The organism is Streptomyces zhihengii (genome assembly GCF_016919245.1).
Classification (GTDB): Bacteria; Actinomycetota; Actinomycetes; order Streptomycetales; family Streptomycetaceae; genus Streptomyces; species Streptomyces zhihengii.
Genome location: NZ_JAFEJA010000001.1, coordinates 6158615 through 6178624 on the forward strand (window position 1 = coordinate 6158615; position 20010 = coordinate 6178624).

Sequence of the window (20010 nt, forward strand, 5' to 3'; positions counted from 1 at the left end):
CCTCGCCCGGGGATTCGGCCACTCTCCCCGCCCCGGCCGCCCCGCGGACCTCCTGCCCGCGCGCGATGCGCGGCACGCGGCCGGGCGGCGCCCGCCCGGGGCGCGGAGGCCCGGGCGGCGGACCGGCCGGGGCGGCGCACGACGCCCGGGGGAGGCCCCGTCCGCTACCGGGGAAGCCCTCCGTCCCCGGGCCCGGTGTCCTCCGGGGCGGCGAGGAGGGCGGCCAGGGCCACCAGGTCGGTCCCGGCGAGGTGGGGGAGGACGCAGCCGGCGAGGGTGCGGCAGGCCTCGCGCCAGCCGGCGGGGACGCGGTCGCCGCCGCCCAGGACACCGGTCAGCGCCCCGGCCAGCGCGGGCGCGGAGTCCGCGACCCGGGAGAGGCACGCCGCCGTGGGCACGGCCTCGGACACCCGGCCCCGGGCGGCGAGGGTCACGGCGAGCGCCACCGGCACCGTCTCGGCGGCGGCGATGCCGTAGCTGTAGACGTGGTCGACGATCTGGTGCTCCAGCAGGGGCACCAGATCGAAGGCGCAGCCGGCCTCGCGGGCGAGGGCGAGCGCGTGCCGGGCGTTGCGGCCGATCTCGGTGGACTCGGGCAACTGGCCGAGCGCGGCGGCCACGGCGCCCTCGACGTCCGCGCCGCCGAGGGCGGCCGCGACGGCGGCGGCCATCGCCCGGGCGCCGTGCACCCCGTCCCCGTCCTGCGTGTAGCGGGCGTCGAACTCGGCGAGGGCGGCGGCCGCCGCCGGGTCGCCGGGGTGCACGACGGCGAGCACGGCGGCCCGTACACAGGCGGCGTCGTCGAAGTAGTGCGGATTGTCGTGGCCGGTCGCCGGCGGGCGCAGGCCGGTGGCGAGGTTGCCGAGCCCCGCGCGCACGGAGATCCGGGCCCGCAGCGGCAGCACCGCCGACTCGACCTCCGGGGCCCGTGCGGCGGCCGCGGCGACCTGGCTCGCGAGGGCGTTCCACGCCAGGTCGACGGCGGCCCGGACCCGGCGGGCCGGCGACGGTCCGCGGACGTCGTCGCCGCGCGCGGTGAGCACGATCTGGGCCGCGAACGCGGCCCACTCGGCGTCGTCGGAGGGGCCGAGGCGCAGCGGCTCCGGCGGCTGGTTCAGCGCGATCGGCACCGGGAGCGTGGTGGTGGCGTTCTGTTCGGCGAACGTGTCGAGTTCCCGGGTGAGCCGGCGGGTCCACTCGGGCATCCGGCCCGCCCGGTGCCTCGCCGCCGGCCAGCCCGCGGCATCCCCGGCGGCGAGCCCGAGCAGCAGCCCTTCGAGCGGTCGCGCCACCGCCGTGCCGTGCCGTGCGGTCTCCGTCGCGGTGTGCCGGGCCGCTTCCGCTGTGCCGTGCGACCCCGTCTCCGTCGTGCCGTGCCGGGCCGCTTCCGCTGTGCCGTGCGACCCCGTCTCCGTCGTGCTGTGCCCGGCAGCTGCCGCCGTGCCGTGCCGGGCCGCCTCCTCCCCGGGGCCGGCGGGGCCCGTGCCCGCGCGGGCGGTGTCCAGGGGGCCGTGCGACGCGGGGGCGGTCATGAGGCCGACGGGGTCAGGAGCGCGGCCACGTCGAGGACGTGGTGGCCGCGCATCGAGGGGAGGCAGCTCCCGCGCACCGGGCCGATCGCGCCGGCCCATTCGGGCGGGATCGCGCCCGCGCCCTGGACCGCTCCCGCGAGCGCGCCCGCGACGGCCGCGGTGGTGTCGGCGTCGCGGCCCATGTTGACGGCCGTCAGCACCGAGGTGCGGAAGTCCCCGCGGGCCGCCGCGAACGCGCCGAACGCCAGCCCCACCGCCTCCGGCGCCAGGTCGGTCCACGGGTAGCCGCCGATCACGACGGCCGAGCGCACCGCCCGCTCCATGGACAGCGCGTCCGGGTAGGTGCGGCCCGCCGCGATCACCCCGCGCCGCAGGGTGCGGGCGGTCCAGGAGTCCATCGGGACGACGGACAGCGCCGCCCCGATCACCCCCGCGGGCCCCGCGCCGCCCATCGCGGCCGCGACCCCCGCCGCCACCGCCCGGCCGCCGTGGATGCCCTCGCCGTCGTGGCTGACGCTGCCGTCGACGGTCACCAGCCGGGCCGCCTCCTCGGGGCAGCCGGCGGCGAAGACGCCGAACGGGGCCGCGCGCATGGCGAGCCCGTCGCTCCAGGCGTGCCGGTGCTGGGCGGAGATCGGCGCGGCCAGCCCCCGCCGCAGGTTCTCCAGCGTGCCGCGTTCGCTGAAGCCGGCTCCCCGGAACGGGCCCTCGTCCCGGTCGGCGATCCACTCGTGCCAGGCGGCCTCGACGTGGGCGACGGTCAGCTCCGAGCCGTGCCGGGCGAGCAGCAGGCCCGAGAGGATGGCGTACTCGGTGTCGTCGGTGCCGGCCGGATCGTCGCTGACGAAGCCCTCGATGCGGCCCCAGCGGCGGCGGATCTCGGACGGCCGCATGTTCTCGGCGGGGGCGCCGAGCGCGTCGCCCACCGCGAGGCCGAGCAGCGCCCCGCGTGCCCGGTCGGCACGGTCCGCGGGCGGGGTGACGGCCGTGGCGGGCGCCGACACCGGGACGGTGGCCGGCCCGCCGGTGGACGACTCGGTCAGCAACTCCATGTGGGGCCCTTTCGCGCGCGCGAGCCTGGTCCCCGATGTGTGCCACGCGCCGCCCGGCCCTCATCAGAGAAACGTTTCTGTCACCCGACCCGGTGTATGCCGGGACCCCTTCGAGGGCGCCTCCCGGCCCCAGGTAAGTACGGCCTGCCTTGCTGGCGCGCCCCTTACATCCGGCGTACGTTCGAGGTCAGAGGGCCGCGGTGCACGAGCATCGCGGTCGAGAGGGGAGAGCTGTGTCCATCATCGAGACCGAGGCCGCGCTGCACGAGGCGCACCGCGACAACCACACCCACCGCGACGTGAACGGCGGCTGGCTGCGTCCTGCGGTGTTCGGGGCGATGGACGGACTCGTCTCCAACCTGGCGCTGATGACCGGCGTCGCAGGCGGCGCCGCCTCCCAGCAGACCATCGTCGTCACGGGCCTCGCCGGCCTGGCCGCGGGCGCGTTCTCCATGGCGGCCGGCGAGTACACCTCGGTCGCCTCGCAGCGCGAACTGGTCCAGGCCGAGCTCGACGTCGAGCGCCGTGAGCTGCGCAGGCACCCGGTGGACGAGATGGAGGAGCTCGCCGCGCTGTACACCGCCCGGGGCGTGGAGCCCGAGCTCGCCCGCGAGGTGGCGATGCAGCTCTCCAGGGACCCCGAGCAGGCGCTGGAGATCCACGCCCGCGAGGAGCTCGGCATCGACCCGGACGACCTCCCGTCGCCCACCGTCGCCGCCGTCTCCTCCTTCGGCTCGTTCGCCCTCGGCGCGCTGCTGCCGGTGCTGCCGTACCTGCTCGGCGCGAGCGCCCTGTGGCCCGCCGTGCTGCTCGCCCTCGCCGGGCTGTTCGCCTGCGGAGCCCTGGTGGCGAAGGTCACGGCCCGCGGCTGGCTGTTCAGCGGGATGCGCCAGCTCGCGCTCGGCGGCGCCGCCGCGGCGGTCACCTACGGGCTGGGCATGCTGATCGGCGCCGCGGTCTGACGACCGCGCGACCCGCGCCCCGGTACCCCCGCGCCCCCGTCCCCGCCCGGCTCCCCACCGGGCCCGCCCTCCCGGCGGACACGACCGCACCGGCCCCAGGTCAGGGGCCGGTGCGGTCGCGCTTTCGCGTTCCATCGCCGACCCTGTGACGTACGTCCCCTCCGCCGAGCGGCGCAACAGTGAGACACTATGCAAGGCACGACATACATAGCCGTTACCCGGTGGTTTCGTCTCCGCAACCACCGGGCATGAGCCGAAAGCGCTCCGGGCAACGAAGCCTGTCCGCGCCGGTCCTCCGGTACCGCGATCCGTTTCCTTCACCAGGTTCTCCCGGTTCGTACGCCCCAGGGCCCCCTGTCACCGCGCTCAGCGGTGTCCGCATGCTGGAATGGTCTATCCGCTTTCCGAGAAGCACTCCATCATGTAACCTGCACGAAATTTCGCCAGGGCCAACGTCGTCCCTCGGCACTGCACATGCCACGACGACGACGGGAGAGCCGATGCGTTCCGACGCCTGGTCGCCCATGGACGGTCGCCCCGCCCCCCAGGGGATGTACGACCCCCGTAACGAACACGACGCCTGCGGTGTCGGGTTCGTGGCCACCCTCACCGGTGTAGCCAGCCATGAGCTGGTCGAGCAGGCGCTGACCGTACTGCGGAACCTCGAGCACCGCGGCGCCACCGGCTCCGAGCCCGACTCCGGCGACGGCGCGGGCATCCTCCTCCAGGTCCCCGACGCCTTCCTGCGCGAAGTGGCCGGATTCGATCTTCCCGAGGCCGGCTCCTATGCCGTAGGCATCGCCTTCCTCCCGGCCGAGGACAACACCGAGGCCGTCTCACGGATCGAGACGATCGCCGCCGAGGAGGGCCTCACCGTCCTCGGCTGGCGTGAGGTCCCCGTCGCCCCCGAGCTGCTCGGCAACGGCGCCCGCGCCACGATGCCGGCCTTCCGCCAGCTCTTCGTCGCCGACGGGGTGAACTCGGGCATCGCCCTGGACCGCAAGGCGTTCGTGCTGCGCAAGCGCGCCGAGCGCGAGGCCGGCGTGTACTTCCCGTCGCTCTCCGCCCGCACCGTCGTCTACAAGGGCATGCTGACCACCGGCCAGCTCGAACCCTTCTTCCCGGACCTGTCCGACCGGCGCTGCGCCACCGCCGTCGCCCTCGTGCACTCCCGGTTCTCCACCAACACCTTCCCGAGCTGGCCGCTGGCCCACCCGTACCGCTTCGTCGCGCACAACGGCGAGATCAACACGGTCAAGGGCAACCGCAACTGGATGCGCGCCCGGGAGTCCCAGCTCGGCTCGGACCTGTTCCGCGAGGGCAGCCTGGAGCGCATCTTCCCGGTCTGCACCCCGGACGCCTCCGACTCCGCCTCCTTCGACGAGGTGCTGGAGCTGCTCCACCTCGGCGGCCGTTCGCTGCCCCACTCGGTGCTGATGATGGTCCCCGAGGCGTGGGAGAACCACGACTCCATGGACCCGGCCCGGCGTGCCTTCTACCAGTACCACTCCACGATGATGGAGCCCTGGGACGGCCCGGCCTGCGTCACCTTCACCGACGGCACCCAGGTCGGCGCGGTCCTCGACCGCAACGGTCTGCGCCCCGGCCGCTACTGGGTCACCGACGAGGGCCTCGTCGTGCTCTCCTCCGAGGTCGGCGTGCTCGACATCGACCCCGCGAAGGTCGTCCGCAAGGGCCGCCTCCAGCCCGGCCGGATGTTCCTCGTCGACACCGCCGAGCACCGCATCATCGAGGACGACGAGATCAAGTCGGGCCTCGCCGCCGAGCACCCCTACGAGGAGTGGCTGGAGACCGGCGAGATCGAGCTCGAGGACCTGCCCGAGCGCGAGCACATCGTCCACACCCACGCCTCCGTCACCCGCCGCCAGCAGACCTTCGGCTACACCGAGGAGGAGCTGCGCGTCATCCTGGCGCCGATGGCCCGCACCGGCGGCGAGCCGCTCGGCTCCATGGGCACGGACTCCCCGATCGCGGCCCTGTCCGAGCGCCCCCGGCTGCTCTTCGACTACTTCACCCAGCTCTTCGCACAGGTCACCAACCCGCCGCTGGACGCCATCCGCGAGGAGCTCGTCACCTCGCTGTACTCCTCGCTCGGCCCCCAGGGCAACCTGCTGGAGCCGACCTCCGCGTCCTGTCGCAGCGTCACCCTGCCGTTCCCGGTGATCGACAACGACGAGCTGGCCAAGCTCATCCACATCAACGCCGACGGCGACATGCCCGGCATGAAGGCCGCCACGCTCTCCGGTCTCTACCGGGTCTCCGGCGGCGGCGACGCGCTCGCCGCCCGGATCGACGAGATCTGCGCCGAGGCCGACACCGCCATCGAGAACGGCGCCCGGCTCGTCGTGCTCTCCGACCGGCACTCCGACGCCGAGCACGCCCCGATCCCGTCGCTGCTGCTCACCTCCGCCGTGCACCACCACCTCATCCGCACCAAGCAGCGCACCCAGGTGGGCCTGCTGGTCGAGGCCGGCGACGTCCGCGAGGTGCACCACGTCGCCCTGCTCATCGGCTACGGCGCCGCCGCGGTCAACCCGTACCTGGCGATGGAGTCCGTCGAGGACCTCGTGCGCGCCGGCACCTTCATCGACGGCCTGGAGCCCGAGAAGGCGATCCGCAACCTGATCTACGCCCTCGGCAAGGGCGTCCTCAAGGTCATGTCCAAGATGGGCATCTCCACCGTCGCCTCCTACCGCGGCGCGCAGGTCTTCGAGGCCGTCGGCCTGGACGACGCCTTCGTGGAGAAGTACTTCAACGGCACCGCCACCAAGATCGGCGGCGCCGGCCTGGACGTCGTCGCCAAGGAGGTCGCCGCCCGGCACGCCAAGGCGTACCCGGCCACCGGCATCCCCTCCGCGCACCGCGCGCTGGAGATCGGCGGCGAGTACCAGTGGCGCCGCGAGGGCGAGCCGCACCTGTTCGACCCGGAGACCGTCTTCCGCCTCCAGCACGCCACGCGCACCAAGCGGTACGACATCTTCAAGAAGTACACGGACCGGGTGAACGAGCAGTCCGAGCGCCTGATGACGCTCCGCGGCCTGTTCGGCTTCACCTCCGACCGCCCGTCGATCCCCGTCGACGAGGTCGAGCCCGTCTCCGAGATCGTCAAGCGCTTCTCCACCGGCGCCATGTCGTACGGCTCCATCTCCAAGGAGGCGCACGAGACGCTGGCCATCGCCATGAACCAGCTCGGCGGCAAGTCCAACACCGGCGAGGGCGGCGAGGACCCGGAGCGCCTGTACGACCCGGAGCGCCGCTCCTCCATCAAGCAGGTCGCCTCCGGCCGCTTCGGCGTCACCAGCGAGTACCTCGTCAACGCCGACGACATCCAGATCAAGATGGCCCAGGGCGCCAAGCCCGGCGAGGGCGGACAGCTCCCCGGCCACAAGGTCTACCCGTGGGTCGCCAAGACGCGTCACTCGACGCCCGGCGTCGGCCTCATCTCGCCGCCGCCGCACCACGACATCTACTCCATCGAGGACCTCGCCCAGCTCATCCACGACCTCAAGAACGCCAACCCGGTCGCCCGCATCCACGTGAAGCTGGTCTCCGAGGTCGGCGTCGGCACGGTCGCCGCGGGTGTCTCCAAGGCCCACGCGGACGTCGTCCTCATCTCCGGCCACGACGGCGGAACGGGCGCCTCCCCGCTGACCTCGCTGAAGCACGCGGGCGGCCCCTGGGAGCTCGGCCTCGCCGAGACCCAGCAGACGCTGCTCCTCAACGGCCTGCGCGACCGCATCGTGGTGCAGACCGACGGCCAGCTCAAGACCGGCCGCGACGTCGTCATCGCCGCGCTGCTCGGCGCCGAGGAGTTCGGCTTCGCGACCGCCCCGCTCGTCGTCTCCGGCTGCGTCATGATGCGCGTCTGCCACCTGGACACCTGCCCGGTCGGCATCGCCACCCAGAATCCGGTGCTGCGCGAGCGGTTCTCCGGCAAGGCCGAGTTCGTCGTCAACTTCTTCCAGTTCATCGCCGAGGAGGTCCGCGAGATCCTCGCCGAGCTGGGCTTCCGCAGCGTCGAGGAGGCCGTCGGCCACGCCGAGCTGCTGGACACCACCCGTGCCGTCAGCCACTGGAAGGCCCAGGGCCTCGACCTCGCCCCGCTGTTCCACGTGCCCGAGCTGCCCGAGGGCGCGGTGCGCCACCGGATCACCGAGCAGGACCACGGTCTGGAGAAGGCGCTCGACAACGAGCTGATCGAGCTCGCCGCCGAGGCGCTGAACGCCGCCGGCGTCGAGGACGCCCGGCCGGTGCGCGCCCAGATCGGCATCCGGAACATCAACCGGACCGTCGGCACCATGCTCGGCCACGAGGTGACCAAGCGGTTCGGCGGCGCGGGCCTGCCCGACGACACCATCGACATCACCTTCACCGGCTCCGCGGGCCAGTCCTTCGGCGCCTTCGTGCCGCGCGGTGTCACGCTCCGCCTGGAGGGCGACGCCAACGACTACGTCGGCAAGGGCCTCTCCGGCGGCCGGGTGATCGTCCGCCCGGACCGCGGCGCCGACCACCTCGCCGAGTACTCGACCATCGCCGGCAACACCATCGGCTACGGCGCCACCGGCGGCGAGATGTTCCTGCGCGGCCGCACCGGCGAGCGCTTCTGCGTCCGCAACTCCGGCGCACTGGTCGTCTCCGAGGGCGTGGGCGACCACGGCTGCGAGTACATGACCGGCGGACACGCGGTCGTCCTCGGCGAGACCGGCCGCAACTTCGCGGCGGGCATGTCCGGCGGCATCGCCTACGTCGTCGACCTCGACCGGGACAACGTCAACTCCGGCAACCTCCAGGCGATCGAGACCCCGTCCGACGCCGACCGGCAGTGGCTGCACGACGTCGTGCGCCGCCACCACGAGGAGACGGGCTCCACCGTCGCCGAGAAGCTCCTCGCCGACTGGGAGACGAACGCCGCCCGGTTCAGCAAGATCATCCCGACCACGTACAAGGCAGTGCTCGCCGCCAAGGACGCCGCTGAGCTCGCCGGTCTCACCGAGCAGGAGACCACCGAGAAGATGATGGAGGCGGCGACCAATGGCTGACCCCAAGGGCTTCCTGACCACCGGCCGCGAGGTCGCCGAGACCCGCCCCGTCGAGGAGCGCGTCAAGGACTGGAACGAGGTCTACGTCCCCGGCTCCCTGCTGCCGATCATCAGCAAGCAGGCCGGCCGCTGCATGGACTGCGGCATCCCGTTCTGCCACAACGGCTGTCCGCTCGGGAACCTCATCCCCGAGTGGAACGACTACGCCTACCGCGAGGACTGGTCGGCGGCGTCCGAGCGCCTGCACGCGACCAACAACTTCCCGGAGTTCACCGGGCGGCTGTGCCCCGCGCCCTGCGAGGCGGCGTGCGTCCTCGGCATCAACCAGCCGGCCGTCACCATCAAGAACGTCGAAGTCTCCATCATCGACAAGGCGTGGGACTCCGGCGACGTCACCCCGCAGCCGCCGGACCGCCTCTCCGGCAAGACCGTCGCCGTCGTCGGCTCCGGCCCGGCCGGTCTCGCCGCCGCCCAGCAGCTCACCCGGGCCGGCCACACCGTCGTCGTGTACGAGCGCGCCGACCGCATCGGCGGCCTGCTGCGCTACGGCATCCCCGAGTTCAAGATGGAGAAGGTGCACATCAACCGCCGCATCGAGCAGATGCGCGCGGAGGGCACCAAGTTCCGCACCGAGGTCGAGATCGGCACCGACATGCCGTCCGACGCGCTGCGCCGCCGCTACGACGCGGTCGTCATCGCCGCCGGTGCCACCGTCTCCCGCGACCTGCCGGTCCCCGGCCGCGAGCTGAACGGCATCCACTTCGCCATGGAGTACCTGCCGCTCGCCAACAAGGTGCAGGAGGGCGACTTCGTGGCGCCCCCGCTCACCGCCGAGGGCAAGCACGTCGTCGTCATCGGCGGCGGCGACACCGGCGCCGACTGCGTGGGCACCGCCCACCGTCAGGGCGCCGCCTCGGTCACCCAGCTGGAGATCATGCCCCGCCCGGGCGAGGAGCGGATCGCCGGCCAGCCCTGGCCGACCTTCCCCATGCTCTACAAGGTCACCTCGGCCCACGAGGAGGGCGGCGAGCGGGTGTACTCCGTCTCCACCACCCACTTCGAGGGCGACGAGGACGGCAACGTCCAGGCCCTCCACCTGATCGAGGTGGAGTTCGTGGACGGTAAGCTGACCCAGAAGCCCGGAACCGAGCGGCGGATTCCGGCGCAGCTGGTCACGCTGGCGATGGGCTTCACGGGCACGGACCAGTCCAACGGCCTGGTCCAGCAGTTCGGCCTGGAGCTCGACGAGCGCGGCAACATCGCGCGCGACGCCGACTTCGCCACCAACGTCGACGGCGTCTTCGTCGCCGGCGACGCGGGCCGCGGCCAGTCGCTGATCGTCTGGGCGATCGCCGAGGGCCGCTCCGCGGCACGCGGCGTCGACCGCTTCCTCACGGGAGCGAGCGCGCTGCCGGCGCCGATCCGCCCGACCGACCGCGCGCTCACGGTCTGACGACCGGAGCACGACCCGGCCCCACGGGGCCGGCGTCGCGCGGACAACTCCATGACGTCCCGTACAACGGCGTGCGGAACTGAACACGGCGCCTGCCTCGTCCCCGACCGGATCCGGCAGGCGCCGTGGTGTGTCCGGGGGCGGGAGCGGCCGGGCGGACGGTCTTGTGCGCCCCTGCTCGGAGACCGGCGGACCACCCCGCCCAACCGACCCCGTCGGGGCCCTCGTTGGCGGTGCGGGTGACCGGATATCGTCGGACGAACAGGACAGTGGACGCGAACACGGAGGCACGCCCCATGACCACGCGGACCACACCGGGGCCGGCGATCAGTCTGCGCAAGGTCGAGGAGCGGGCGCCCGGGATCGTGTCGTTGTACAAGAGCGCCGGGGCCGGTCTGCGCAAGCGGGGGATGGAGGGGCAGCGCGCGGCGGTGTACCTGGTGGTCGACTACTCCGGGTCGATGAAGGACTACTACCGCGACGGCAGCGTGCAGGCGCTCGCCGACCGGGTGCTCGGGCTGTCCGCCCATCTCGACGACGACGGCGTGGTGCCGGTGGTCTTCTTCTCCACGGACGTCGACGCCGTCACCGAGATCGCGCTCGACGACCACCAGGGCCGGATCGACCGGATCGTCGCCGGGCTCGGGCACATGGGGAAGACCAGCTACCACCTCGCGATGGACGCCGTCCTCGACCACTACGTCGACAGCGGTTCCACCGCCCCCGCGCTCGTCGTCTTCCAGACCGACGGCGGACCGGTCAGCAAGCTCGCGGCGGAGCGCTATCTCTGCAAGGCCGCCAGGATGCCGCTGTTCTGGCAGTTCGTCGGATTCGGGGACAAGCGCAGCACTCAGTTCGACTTCCTGCGCCGGCTCGACGAGCTCGCCGTGCCCGCCAAGCGGCCCGTCGACAACGCCGGCTTCTTCCACGCGGGGGCGGACCCGAGGCGGGTGCCGGACGACGAGCTGTACGACCGGCTGCTGGCCGAGTTCCCGGGCTGGCTGGCGGACGCGCGCGCCCAGGGGATCGTGCGCTGAGCGGACGCCGCGGCGCCCAGGAGGTCAGCCGCTCCCGGGGATCCAGAAGTTGTGCACCTGCCGCACCCGGGGGCGGTCGGGCCCGGCGGGCAGCCCCTGCTTCTCGGCCACCGGCATGATCACCGCGGCGAACTTGTCCATCGCCTCCTCGGACTCCCACACGTCGTAGATCTCGACGCCCGCCTCCGACGGCACACAGGTGTGCGAGAGGCATCCCGCGAAGGTGTCGCCCGGCAGGGACCGCAGTTCCGCGTTGAGCGCGTCGTACTGCGCGGGCGTGACACCCGGCAGAGTCGCGTGCATGAAGATCGTCATCGCGTCTCTCCTCGCTGGCGGGCCCCACGCCTCCCCGTCGCCCCGGCGGCGGCCCGGTACCCGACTTCCAGCACATCACCCCGGGCCGCCGCCTGCATCCCTCCGGGCGAAAACCCGGGACGAGGGCGGCCGCGTTCCGGGACCGCGGCGGCGGATCGGCGGTGTGACCTGGTCACCTTTGCCGGGCGTGAGGGGGAACACAGGTGTCCGTGGCGATTCGTGCTACGGTGGCTGCGTTGCAGTTTTGGTACCCATGAACTCTGTGTGCGCCTGACGGGAATGCTTCGTCAGGCGCATGTTTTGTTTCCGGATTCTCCGGATGGGGTCAATGCAGCGACGGGGAGTCCACGAGGTGTGGATTCCCGGCTTGCCCCGTTCAAGGAGAATGACATGGCAACTGGAACCGTGAAGTGGTTCAACTCGGAAAAGGGCTTCGGCTTCATCGAGCAGGACGGCGGCGGCGCCGACGTCTTCGCCCACTACTCCAACATCGCCACCTCGGGCTTCCGTGAGCTCCAGGAAGGCCAGAAGGTGACGTTCGACGTCACGCAGGGCCAGAAGGGCCCGCAGGCGGAGAACATCCTCCCGGCCTGATCGCCGGAGGACCCGCTTCATCGCAGCCGGGGCCCGCACCGCACGGTGCGGGCCCCGGCTCGTCCCTGTCCCAGGGCCTGGAAGGCATTTCTCGTACATGAACCGCTCCGAACGCCCGGCACGCAAGCGCCCCACCGAATCCCGTACGGACTCCCGTCCCGCGCGCGGCACCGCGCGCTCCCAGGGATCCGCCGGCAGGGGCGGCCGCTCCAAGGGCGCCGCGCGCCCCGTGGCGCCGCCGCAGGAATTCACCCTGCCCGAGACCGTCACCCCGGCACTGCCCGCCGTGGCGGCGTTCGACGAGCTGGAGATGCCCGCCGCCCTGCTGAAGACACTCGCGGCCCAGGGCGTCACCGAGCCGTTCCCCATCCAGGCCGCCACCCTGCCGAACTCGCTCGCGGGCCGCGACCTCCTGGGGCGCGGACGCACCGGCTCCGGCAAGACGCTCGCCTTCGGGCTCGCGCTGCTCGCCCGCACCGCCGGCCGCCGCGCCGAGTCCGGTGCGCCGCTCGCGCTCGTCCTGGTGCCCACCCGTGAGCTCGCGCAGCAGGTGACCGACGCGCTCACCCCGTACGCGACCTCCGTGCAGCTCCGTCTCGCCACCGTGGTCGGCGGTCTGTCGATCAACAAGCAGGCGGGCGCCCTGCGCCGGGGCGCCGAGGTGCTCGTGGCGACCCCCGGGCGGCTGATCGACCTCGTCGACCGGGGCGACTGCCGGCTCGACAGCGTGTCGGTGACCGTCCTGGACGAGGCCGACCAGATGGCCGACATGGGCTTCATGCCGCAGGTCACCAAGCTGATCAAGCAGGTCGAGCCGGACGGGCAGCGGATGCTGTTCTCGGCGACGCTGGACAAGAACATCGACCGGCTCGTGCGGATGTTCCTCACCGACCCGGTGGTCCACTCGGTCGACCCGTCGGCCGGTGCGGTGACGACGATGGAGCACCATGTGCTGCACATCGCCGACGAGACCGAGAAGAAGGCCGTCGCCCTGCGGATCGCCGCCCGTGACGGGCGGGTGATCCTCTTCGTGGACACCAAGCGGTCCGCCGACCGCTTCGCCAAGCGTCTGCTGGCCAGCGGTGTCCGGGCGGCCGCCCTGCACGGCGGACGTTCGCAGCCGCAGCGCAACCGCACCCTGGACCAGTTCAAGAACGGCCAGGTCACCGCGCTGGTCGCGACCAATGTGGCGGCCCGCGGCATCCACGTCGACGACCTCGACCTGGTCGTCAACGTCGACCCGCCCGTCGACCACAAGGACTATGTGCACCGCGGCGGGCGCACGGCCCGCGCGGGGGAGTCCGGCAGCGTGGTCACGCTGGTGCTGCCCGCCCAGAAGCGGGAGATGACCCGGCTGATGTCGGACGCGGGCATAGCGCCTCGGACGGCGCGGGTCTCCTCCTCCGACGAGGAACTCGCCCGGCTGACCGGCGCCCGTGAGCCGTCCGGCGTGCCGGTGACCATCGAGATTCCGCAGCAGGCCGCCGCGCCCGCGGAGGCCGCCGGGGCCACGTCCCGCCGGCGCTCCTCGCGCGGCGGACGCGGCCGGCGCGCGGAGAGCGGCACGGCGCAGCGCCAGACGCCCAGGGCGGGACGCGGCACGTCCGCTTCCGGCGGGGCGTCCGCCGGCGCGGGGCGTGCCTCCGCCGCCGGTGGCCAGGGCGAGGGTCGCGCCCGTCGCGCCGTGCGGCGTCCGCGGGTGCGGGCCGCGCCGGCGGGCAGGGCGAGGCCCGCCGCGGCGCCGCCTCCGCCCCGCAGGGCGAGGCGCGGGCCCCCGCTCCCGCACCCGCCGCGCCCGGGGCACCGGCGCGGCCTGAGCGGCACACCGAAACGGCGCGGGCCGGACTCCCGTCGGGGGGTCCGGCCCGCGCCGTTGTGCGTACCGGCCGGGCACCGGGCACCGGGTTCGTGGGATGTCACCGCCGCGCGGCGGCGGTGACGCGGGCGCCGTGCTGTCCGGGTGCGGGGCCGGGACCGCGAGGAGCGGTCGGGGATCGCCGGGGGCCTCGGGCCGTCTGTGCCGTCCCGTCGTGGCCGGCGGGGCGGGTCGGGGGTGGCGGGGGACGGTGGAGGCGAGGCGGGTGCGGAGGCGGGGGTCCGTGAGGTGGGCGTGGGGCTCCGGGGGCCGGGGGCCTCGGGCTGTCTCTGCCGCCCCTGCCGTGGGCGGCGGGGGACGGTGGACGCCGGGCGGGGGCCGTGTGGTGAGTGGGGGTCTCCGGTGTCCGGGCCGCCTCGGGCTGTCTCTGCCGCCCCTGCCGTGGGCGGCGGGGGACGGTGGACGCCGGGCGGGGGCCGTGTGGTGAGTGGGGGGCTCCGGGGGCCGGGGGCCTCGGGCCGTCTCCGCCGCCCTGCCGTGGCCGTCAGGGGCGGCGGGGGACGGTGGAGGCGAGGCGGGTGCGGAGGCGGGGGTCCGTGAGGTGGCGGACGGCGTCCGTGGCCGTGCGGTGGGCGTGGGTCTCCGGGGGCTGGTCGGTGAGCAGGCGGGAGAGCGCCGCCTCGGCCCGCGGGTCCTGGCGGACCGCCAGGCCCCGGGCGGCCTCGGCGGCGGTGTCCGGGTGGGGGTCGTCGAGGCGGGCGGCCAGGGCCGCGCGTATCTCCGGGGTGTCGGCGGCGACCCCCGCCAGGGCGGTCGTCGCCCAGTCCCTGACCTCGGTGTCCGGGTCCCCGCCGAGAGTGATCAGCGCCGCGAGGCCCTCCGCGTCGTCGCCGGGGACCAGCCCGCACAGCGCGGTGGCCACCCGCCGGCGCACCGGCGCCTCGGGGTGGGCGGCGTGGCGCACGATGTCCGGGACCGCCGCCGGGTCCGCGTGGTGGCCGAGCGCGTTCACGGCGGCCTGGACCAGCTCCGGGTCACGGGCCTCCCGGGACAGCTCGCGCAGCAGCGGCAGCGCCCGTGCCGCGAACGGGCGCTCCACGCCGTCCGCGTGGCGCACCGTCCCGTCGCGGTCGCGCAGCACCCGCCCCGCCGCCGGGTCCGCGCCGGCACCCGCGAAGCCGAGTTCGGACAGCACGTCCGCCGCGAACGCCCGGCGCAGCGGGTCGTCGCTCGCGCACCAGGCCGCCGCGGCCTGGAACGTCTCCTCGTCGCCGCGCCGCCACAGCGCCGCCACCGACGCGGTCCAGTCGTCGCGCTCCGGGTCGCCCTCCCGCAGGGCGCGTTCGGCGAGGGTCGCGTACGGGGTGCGGACCCCCAGCTCCGCCTCCAGGAGGGTGGCGATCGCGCCGTGACCGGTCTGCTGCTCGTTGCCCGCCGCCGGGCGGCCGTCGCGCAGCACCTCCACGATCACGGTGGACCCGCCGTCCTCGGCCACCCGCCGCGCGACCGTCTCGGCGTCCTGCCCGTACGCGGTGAGCAGCGCCTCGCGCAGGGAGGTCTCCACGTCGCGCTCCAGCCATGAGCGGGCCTCGTGGAGGGCCTCGGTCCGGCTGCCCGCCCCGTGGCGCAGCAGGGCGCGGACGGTCGACGGGGAGCCGCGCCGGGCCGCGACCACCAGGGGCGCCTCGCCGCCGGGGCAGGTCAGGTCGGGGTCCGCGCCGTGCTCCAGCAGGGCCTCGACGGTGCCGGCGTGGCCCTGGCCGACGGCCCAGGCGAGCGCCGTGAAGCCGAGGGCCTCCCGGAGGTCGGGCGTGGCGCCGCCGGTGAGCAGGGCCCGGACCACCTCGGTGTGGCCGCCGACCGCGGCCCCGCACAGCGGCAGGTCGTCGCGGTCGGGTCCGCAGGCGCGGTCCGGGTCGGCGCCCGCGACCAGCAGCAGCCGTACGATGCCGGGCTCGCCCGCCACGGCCGCCAGATACAGCGGCGTCTGCCCCTCCTCGTCCGTCGCCTCCGCCGGCGCGCCCGCGCGCAGCAGCGCTAGGACGCTGTCCTCCGTGCCTCCGTACAGCGCGTCGAAGAGTTCGCCCGCCCGGTCGGTCTGTGCCTCGTCCATACCCTCGACCCTACGGATCCGGGGTCAGGTGTCGCATTCGAGTACCGTCCGGCACAGGCCGCAGCGGGCCCGTACCCGGCCGCTGACCGGGACCCGGATCCGCTGGTGGCAGGTGGTGCACGGGAAGGAGACCCGCAGTCCGCCGGGCCCCTGCTCGAAGGCGTAGGCGTCCTTGGGCCCCGCCCCGGCGCGGTCGCCCGCGAGGGCCTGGCGGCGCCGGCCGGCGTAGCGGAGGCGGCCGACCCGTCCCGCGCTGGTCAGCGGCGGCTGCCGGGCGTCGCGCAGCGCCTCGGTGCGGCCGGCCGTGTAGGCGCGGTAGCCCTGGGGGCTGGTGAACCAGGCCGAGGGGTCCTCGCCGAAGACCATGGCCCGTCCGGCCAGTACGTAGCCGAACTCCTCCGGGGTGAGGTAGCCGAGTTTCTGGCTGGTCAGCGCGTCCTCGCGGAACGCGTCGAGCAGCAGCCAGCCCGCGCCGAGATAGGTGGTCACCGTGTCGGTGAGGATCTCGTTGTCCCGGGTGCCGGGGAACGACAGCCCGAGCCGGTGCAGCAGGACATGGGTGATCTCGTGGGCGAGGGCGGCGCCGATGTCGCGGCGGTGGGTGCGGAAGCGGCTGTTCAGCTCGATGAAGTACTCGGGGCCCGCGGTCAGTTCCACGCTCGCGGCGTGCTCCATCTCGCGGAAGCCCACGATCATCCGGGCGTCGGGCAGGCGGAGATGGGAGACGAGGGCGCGGGCCACCCGCTGGGTGCCCAGGTACAGGTCGTCGTCGGGGGAGAAGGCCACGTCGGCGGGGGAGACGCTGGACGCGAACCGCTGCACGCCGTCGGCGGAGAGCCTGCGGTAGAGGGCGGTCACGGCGGACCTGACCGTGTCGAGGTGCGGGAAGCCGCGCACCACCTCGCTGCCGTTCGCCACGTCCGCACCCCCATGCACACGACCGCCCGCGGTCCACTCTACGACCGCCGTCCGGGCCCGCCGGGGCGGGCCGCGCCGGTACGGGCGTGCCCCGTGGGGCGCGTGGCCGAAACCGGCTTCTTGTCGGGCCCCTGATCCACTGCCCATAATCCGGACACGTCTTTGTCGGGCGCATGTCATGAACGGGTCCTGGCGCACGGACACGTGACTCCGCGCGCCCGGCGCGGACGCACCGGTCAACCCCCCACGAAAGGCAGTCCGTTGAAGCAGCTTCTGCGTGCACTCAAGAGATGTGCCGCCGCCGGCGCGGTGATCCTCGCCGCCGTCAGCCTCCAGCCCTCGTCCGCCTCGGCCGCCGCCCCGCCCGTCGTCGGCGGAACCCGCGCCGCCCAGGGCGAGTTCCCCTTCATGGTCCGGCTCTCCATGGGCTGCGGCGGTGCCCTCTACACCCAGAACATCGTCCTCACCGCCGCCCACTGCGTGAACGGCTCCGGCAACAACACGAGCATCACCGCCACCGCCGGTGTGGTCGACCTCAACAGCACCGGCGCCGTCAAGGTCCGCTCCACCAAGGTCCTCCAGGCCCCCGGCTACAACGGCGTGGGCAAGGACTGGGCGCTGATCAAGCTCGCCCAGCCCATCAACCTGCCCACCCTCAAGATCGCCGAGACCACCGCGTACAACAGCGGCACGTTCACCGTCGCCGGCTGGGGCGCGGCCCGCGAGGGCGGCGCGCAGCAGCGCTACCTGCTCAAGGCGCAGGTCCCGTTCGTCTCCGACACCTCCTGCCGCCAGTCCTACGGCAGCGACCTGGTCCCCGCCGAGGAGATCTGCGCGGGCTACTCCCAGGGCGGTGTCGACACCTGCCAGGGTGACTCCGGCGGCCCGATGTTCCGCCGGGACAACGCGGGCGCCTGGATCCAGGTCGGCATCGTGAGCTGGGGCGAGGGCTGCGCACGGCCCGGCTACCCCGGCGTCTACACGGAGGTCTCGACCTTCGCGGCGGCCATCAAGTCGGCGGCCGCGACCCTGTAGGGACGCACCGCGGCACACCCCGCCCGGCGCCGGCACCCCCGGCGCCGGGCACCCGCGCCCCGCGGGCACGCGCACCGGGGCCGCGCACCGCCCACCGTGGCCCGCCAGCCGCCAGCCGCCAGCCGCCAGCCGCCAGCCGCCAGCCGCGCGCCCCGCCCGCGCCCGGCCCCCGCGCGCCACGTCCGCTCAGCGCAGCCGGAGTTCCCCGCACGCCCCGGCGTCCTCCAGTTCCAGCACGCGCACCTCGTTCGCGCCGGCGCGCAGCACCGGCCCCGGGACGAACAGCGCCGACTGCGGCCCCGCCGACCAGTAGCGGCCCACGCAGAATCCGTTCACCCAGACGAAGCCCCGCGTCCAGCCGGGCAGTTCCAGCCACGCGTCACCTGGTTCCGCCACCTCCACCACCGCGCCGAACAGACCTCTCGGGTGCGCGGCGCCCCCGTCGCCCTGGGCGCCCTCCGGGAGTGCCCGCCACGGCAGACGCTCCACCGCCGCCCGGTCGTCGAACGCGTCCAGCCGCAGTCCGCGCGCCCGCACCCCGTGCACGTACTGCCGCTCGTGCAGCACGCCCCCGCAGATCCCCTTCGGTTCACCCGTGCGCGGCCCGTAGTTGACCCGCCCCAGGGACTCCACCCACAGCTCGACCGCCGCCGGGCCCGCCACCGGCTCCGGCAGCACGGGCCGCTCCTCGTCGAGGATCCCGGCCCGCACCCCGTCGACGTGCACCACGGCACGGTCCCGCAGGCCCCGCACCCGCAGCGGATACGGCTGCCGCGGCCCCGGCACCTCCAGGCGGTAGTGGACCAGTCCCCGGTCGACGTCCAGCTCCTCGAACGTCGGTGGAACGGGCCCCTCCCACTCCTTGCCGCCCAGCTCCCCGACCACGTCCTCCAGCGGCGTCCACCGCGCGGGCCGCGCGGCGGCCGGGGCGCCCAGGCGCACCGGCGGCGGGGGCACGTCGGGCAGCGGCCCGTCCGCGTACTCGGCGAGGACCTCGCGGAAGCGCCAGAACTTCTCCGTCGGCAGCCCCGCCTCGTCCACCGGCGCGTCGTAGTCGTACGACGTCACCGTCCCCGACAGCGCCCCGTCCTGGAGCGGGCCCGACCGGTTGGCCCCCGCCCAGCCGCCGAAGCTCGTCCCGCCGTGCGCCATGTAGACGTTCACCGACGCCCCGGCCGCCAGGATCTCGCGCAGCGCCGCCGCCGCGTCCAGCGGATCGCGGACCACCCGCTCGCTGCCCCAGTGCTCGAACCAGCCGCACCAGAACTCCATGCACATCAGCGGCCCGTCCGGCCGGTGCCGGCGCAGCGCGGCGAAGGCCTCCGCGGCCCCGGACCCGAAGTTCACCGTCGCGAGCACACCGGGCACCGAACCGCCCGTGAGCATGTGGTCCTCCGGCCCGTCGGACGTGAACAGCGGCACCGTCACCCCGCAGCGGCGCAGCAGGTCCACCACCTCGCGCAGATACTCCGCGTCGCTGCCCCAGCTCCCGTACTCGTTCTCCGCCTGCACCATGATCACGGGGCCGCCGCGCCCGATCTCGCGCGCCACGACCTGGGGGAGCAGCCGGGCGAACCAGCGTTCCACATGCCCCAGGTACTCCGCGTCCCGGGTGCGCACCCGGCGCCCCAGCGGCCCGGTCAGCCAGTGCGGCAGACCGCCGTTCTCCCACTCGGCGCAGATGTACGGCCCCGGCCGCACCACGGCCCACATCCCCGCCGCCCGCACCGCGTCCAGGAAGCGGCCGAGCGCGCCCTCGTCCGCCCAGCGCCCCGGCTCCGGCTCGTGCAGGTTCCACGGGACGTACGTCTCGACGCAGTTGAGGCCCATCGCCCGCAGCATCGCCAGCCGGTGCGTCCACTGGTCCTCGTGCACCCGGAAGTAGTGCAGCGCGCCCGACAGCAGCCGGACCGGCCGCCCGTCCAGCAGGAAGTCCGTCCCGCCCACCGTGAAGTCCGCCACCGGCCCGTCCGTCTCTCTCGTGCTCACCCGCTGAACGATCGCCCCCTGGCGTGCGGCGCGTCCATGGACAAAGATCGCCCTGACTTGGACTCGGCACGCCACGGCCCCCGGCCGGACACACCACCCGCCGGGGACGGGGACGGGGACGGGGACGCGGGGGA

Annotated in this window: 13 protein-coding genes; 7 read left to right on the forward strand and 6 right to left on the reverse strand. The window is 74.2% G+C overall.

Going from position 1 to position 20010, the window contains the following annotated elements; translation table 11 throughout:
* Positions 1-164: 164 nt before the first annotated feature.
* The gene (locus JE024_RS26175; protein WP_244883078.1) at positions 165-1532 is read right to left on the reverse strand and encodes an ADP-ribosylglycohydrolase family protein; all 1368 of its coding nucleotides are present in this window, start codon (positions 1530-1532) and stop codon (positions 165-167) included.
* On the reverse strand, positions 1529-2584 hold the full coding sequence (locus JE024_RS26180) for an ADP-ribosylglycohydrolase family protein (protein ID WP_244883079.1): 1056 nt from the start codon (positions 2582-2584) through the stop codon (positions 1529-1531). Before JE024_RS26180 ends, JE024_RS26175 begins: the two co-directional genes overlap by 4 nt.
* A gap of 233 nt (positions 2585-2817) precedes the next feature.
* Between JE024_RS26180 and JE024_RS26185 the strand changes: the two genes are divergently transcribed.
* The 4 genes from JE024_RS26185 (at position 2818) to JE024_RS26200 (ending at position 11096) form a co-directional block, all read left to right on the forward strand.
* Positions 2818-3546, forward strand: coding sequence for a VIT1/CCC1 transporter family protein (locus JE024_RS26185; protein ID WP_205375937.1), 729 nt, complete (start codon positions 2818-2820; stop codon positions 3544-3546).
* A gap of 500 nt (positions 3547-4046) precedes the next feature.
* Positions 4047-8606 (forward strand): glutamate synthase large subunit, encoded by a 4560-nt coding sequence (gltB, locus tag JE024_RS26190; protein WP_205375938.1) that lies wholly within the window; start codon positions 4047-4049, stop codon positions 8604-8606.
* Positions 8599-10059 (forward strand): glutamate synthase subunit beta, encoded by a 1461-nt coding sequence (locus JE024_RS26195; RefSeq protein WP_205375939.1) that lies wholly within the window; start codon positions 8599-8601, stop codon positions 10057-10059. The genes gltB and JE024_RS26195 overlap by 8 nt, the downstream gene beginning before the upstream one ends.
* A 296-nt stretch (positions 10060-10355) precedes the next feature.
* The gene (locus JE024_RS26200; RefSeq protein ID WP_205375940.1) at positions 10356-11096 is read left to right on the forward strand and encodes a VWA domain-containing protein; all 741 of its coding nucleotides are present in this window, start codon (positions 10356-10358) and stop codon (positions 11094-11096) included.
* A gap of 24 nt (positions 11097-11120) precedes the next feature.
* Here the strand turns inward: JE024_RS26200 and JE024_RS26205 are convergent, their stop codons facing one another.
* A complete protein-coding gene (locus JE024_RS26205; RefSeq protein WP_205375941.1) occupies positions 11121-11411 on the reverse strand; it encodes a hypothetical protein in 291 nt (96 codons plus the stop codon).
* A gap of 390 nt (positions 11412-11801) precedes the next feature.
* Between JE024_RS26205 and JE024_RS26210 the strand changes: the two genes are divergently transcribed.
* Positions 11802-12005 carry a cold-shock protein gene (locus JE024_RS26210; RefSeq protein ID WP_005318814.1) on the forward strand — a complete coding sequence of 68 codons (204 nt, stop codon included), beginning with the start codon at positions 11802-11804 and terminating at the stop codon, positions 12003-12005.
* A 97-nt stretch (positions 12006-12102) separates the two neighbouring features.
* Positions 12103-13944: a DEAD/DEAH box helicase gene (locus JE024_RS26215; protein WP_244883080.1), complete on the forward strand. Its 1842-nt coding sequence runs from the start codon at positions 12103-12105 to the stop codon at positions 13942-13944.
* A 421-nt stretch (positions 13945-14365) separates the two neighbouring features.
* Here JE024_RS26215 and JE024_RS26220 read toward each other — a convergent pair whose 3' ends face one another.
* Together JE024_RS26220 and JE024_RS26225 are read right to left on the reverse strand one after the other, a co-directional pair.
* On the reverse strand, positions 14366-15934 hold the full coding sequence (locus JE024_RS26220; protein WP_205375942.1) for an ankyrin repeat domain-containing protein: 1569 nt from the start codon (positions 15932-15934) through the stop codon (positions 14366-14368).
* Between the two features lie 24 nt (positions 15935-15958).
* Complete coding sequence (locus JE024_RS26225; RefSeq protein WP_205375943.1) at positions 15959-16852, reverse strand: hypothetical protein; 894 nt, start codon at positions 16850-16852, stop codon at positions 15959-15961.
* Between the two features lie 261 nt (positions 16853-17113).
* On the opposite strand from JE024_RS26225, the gene JE024_RS26230 reads away from it, so the two are divergent.
* Complete coding sequence (locus JE024_RS26230) at positions 17114-17887, forward strand: serine protease (protein WP_205375944.1); 774 nt, start codon at positions 17114-17116, stop codon at positions 17885-17887.
* A gap of 186 nt (positions 17888-18073) precedes the next feature.
* Here JE024_RS26230 and JE024_RS26235 read toward each other — a convergent pair whose 3' ends face one another.
* Complete coding sequence (locus JE024_RS26235; RefSeq protein ID WP_205376737.1) at positions 18074-19849, reverse strand: glycoside hydrolase family 35 protein; 1776 nt, start codon at positions 19847-19849, stop codon at positions 18074-18076.
* Positions 19850-20010: the final 161 nt, after the last annotated feature.

What these genes read in the sequence shown, in the direction of transcription:
- JE024_RS26180 (WP_244883079.1), bottom strand. Translation starts at nt 2,584, where the DNA reads ATGGAGTTGCTGACCGAGTCGTCCACCGGCGGGCCGGCCACCGTCCCG.
- JE024_RS26210 (WP_005318814.1), top strand. Translation starts at nt 11,802, where the DNA reads ATGGCAACTGGAACCGTGAAGTGGTTCAACTCGGAAAAGGGCTTCGGC.
- JE024_RS26205 (WP_205375941.1), bottom strand. Translation starts at nt 11,411, where the DNA reads ATGACGATCTTCATGCACGCGACTCTGCCGGGTGTCACGCCCGCGCAG.
- JE024_RS26215 (WP_244883080.1), top strand. Translation starts at nt 12,103, where the DNA reads ATGAACCGCTCCGAACGCCCGGCACGCAAGCGCCCCACCGAATCCCGT.
- JE024_RS26220 (WP_205375942.1), bottom strand. Translation starts at nt 15,934, where the DNA reads ATGGACGAGGCACAGACCGACCGGGCGGGCGAACTCTTCGACGCGCTG.
- gltB (WP_205375938.1), top strand. Translation starts at nt 4,047, where the DNA reads ATGCGTTCCGACGCCTGGTCGCCCATGGACGGTCGCCCCGCCCCCCAG.
- JE024_RS26200 (WP_205375940.1), top strand. Translation starts at nt 10,356, where the DNA reads ATGACCACGCGGACCACACCGGGGCCGGCGATCAGTCTGCGCAAGGTC.
- JE024_RS26175 (WP_244883078.1), bottom strand. Translation starts at nt 1,532, where the DNA reads ATGACCGCCCCCGCGTCGCACGGCCCCCTGGACACCGCCCGCGCGGGC.
- JE024_RS26195 (WP_205375939.1), top strand. Translation starts at nt 8,599, where the DNA reads ATGGCTGACCCCAAGGGCTTCCTGACCACCGGCCGCGAGGTCGCCGAG.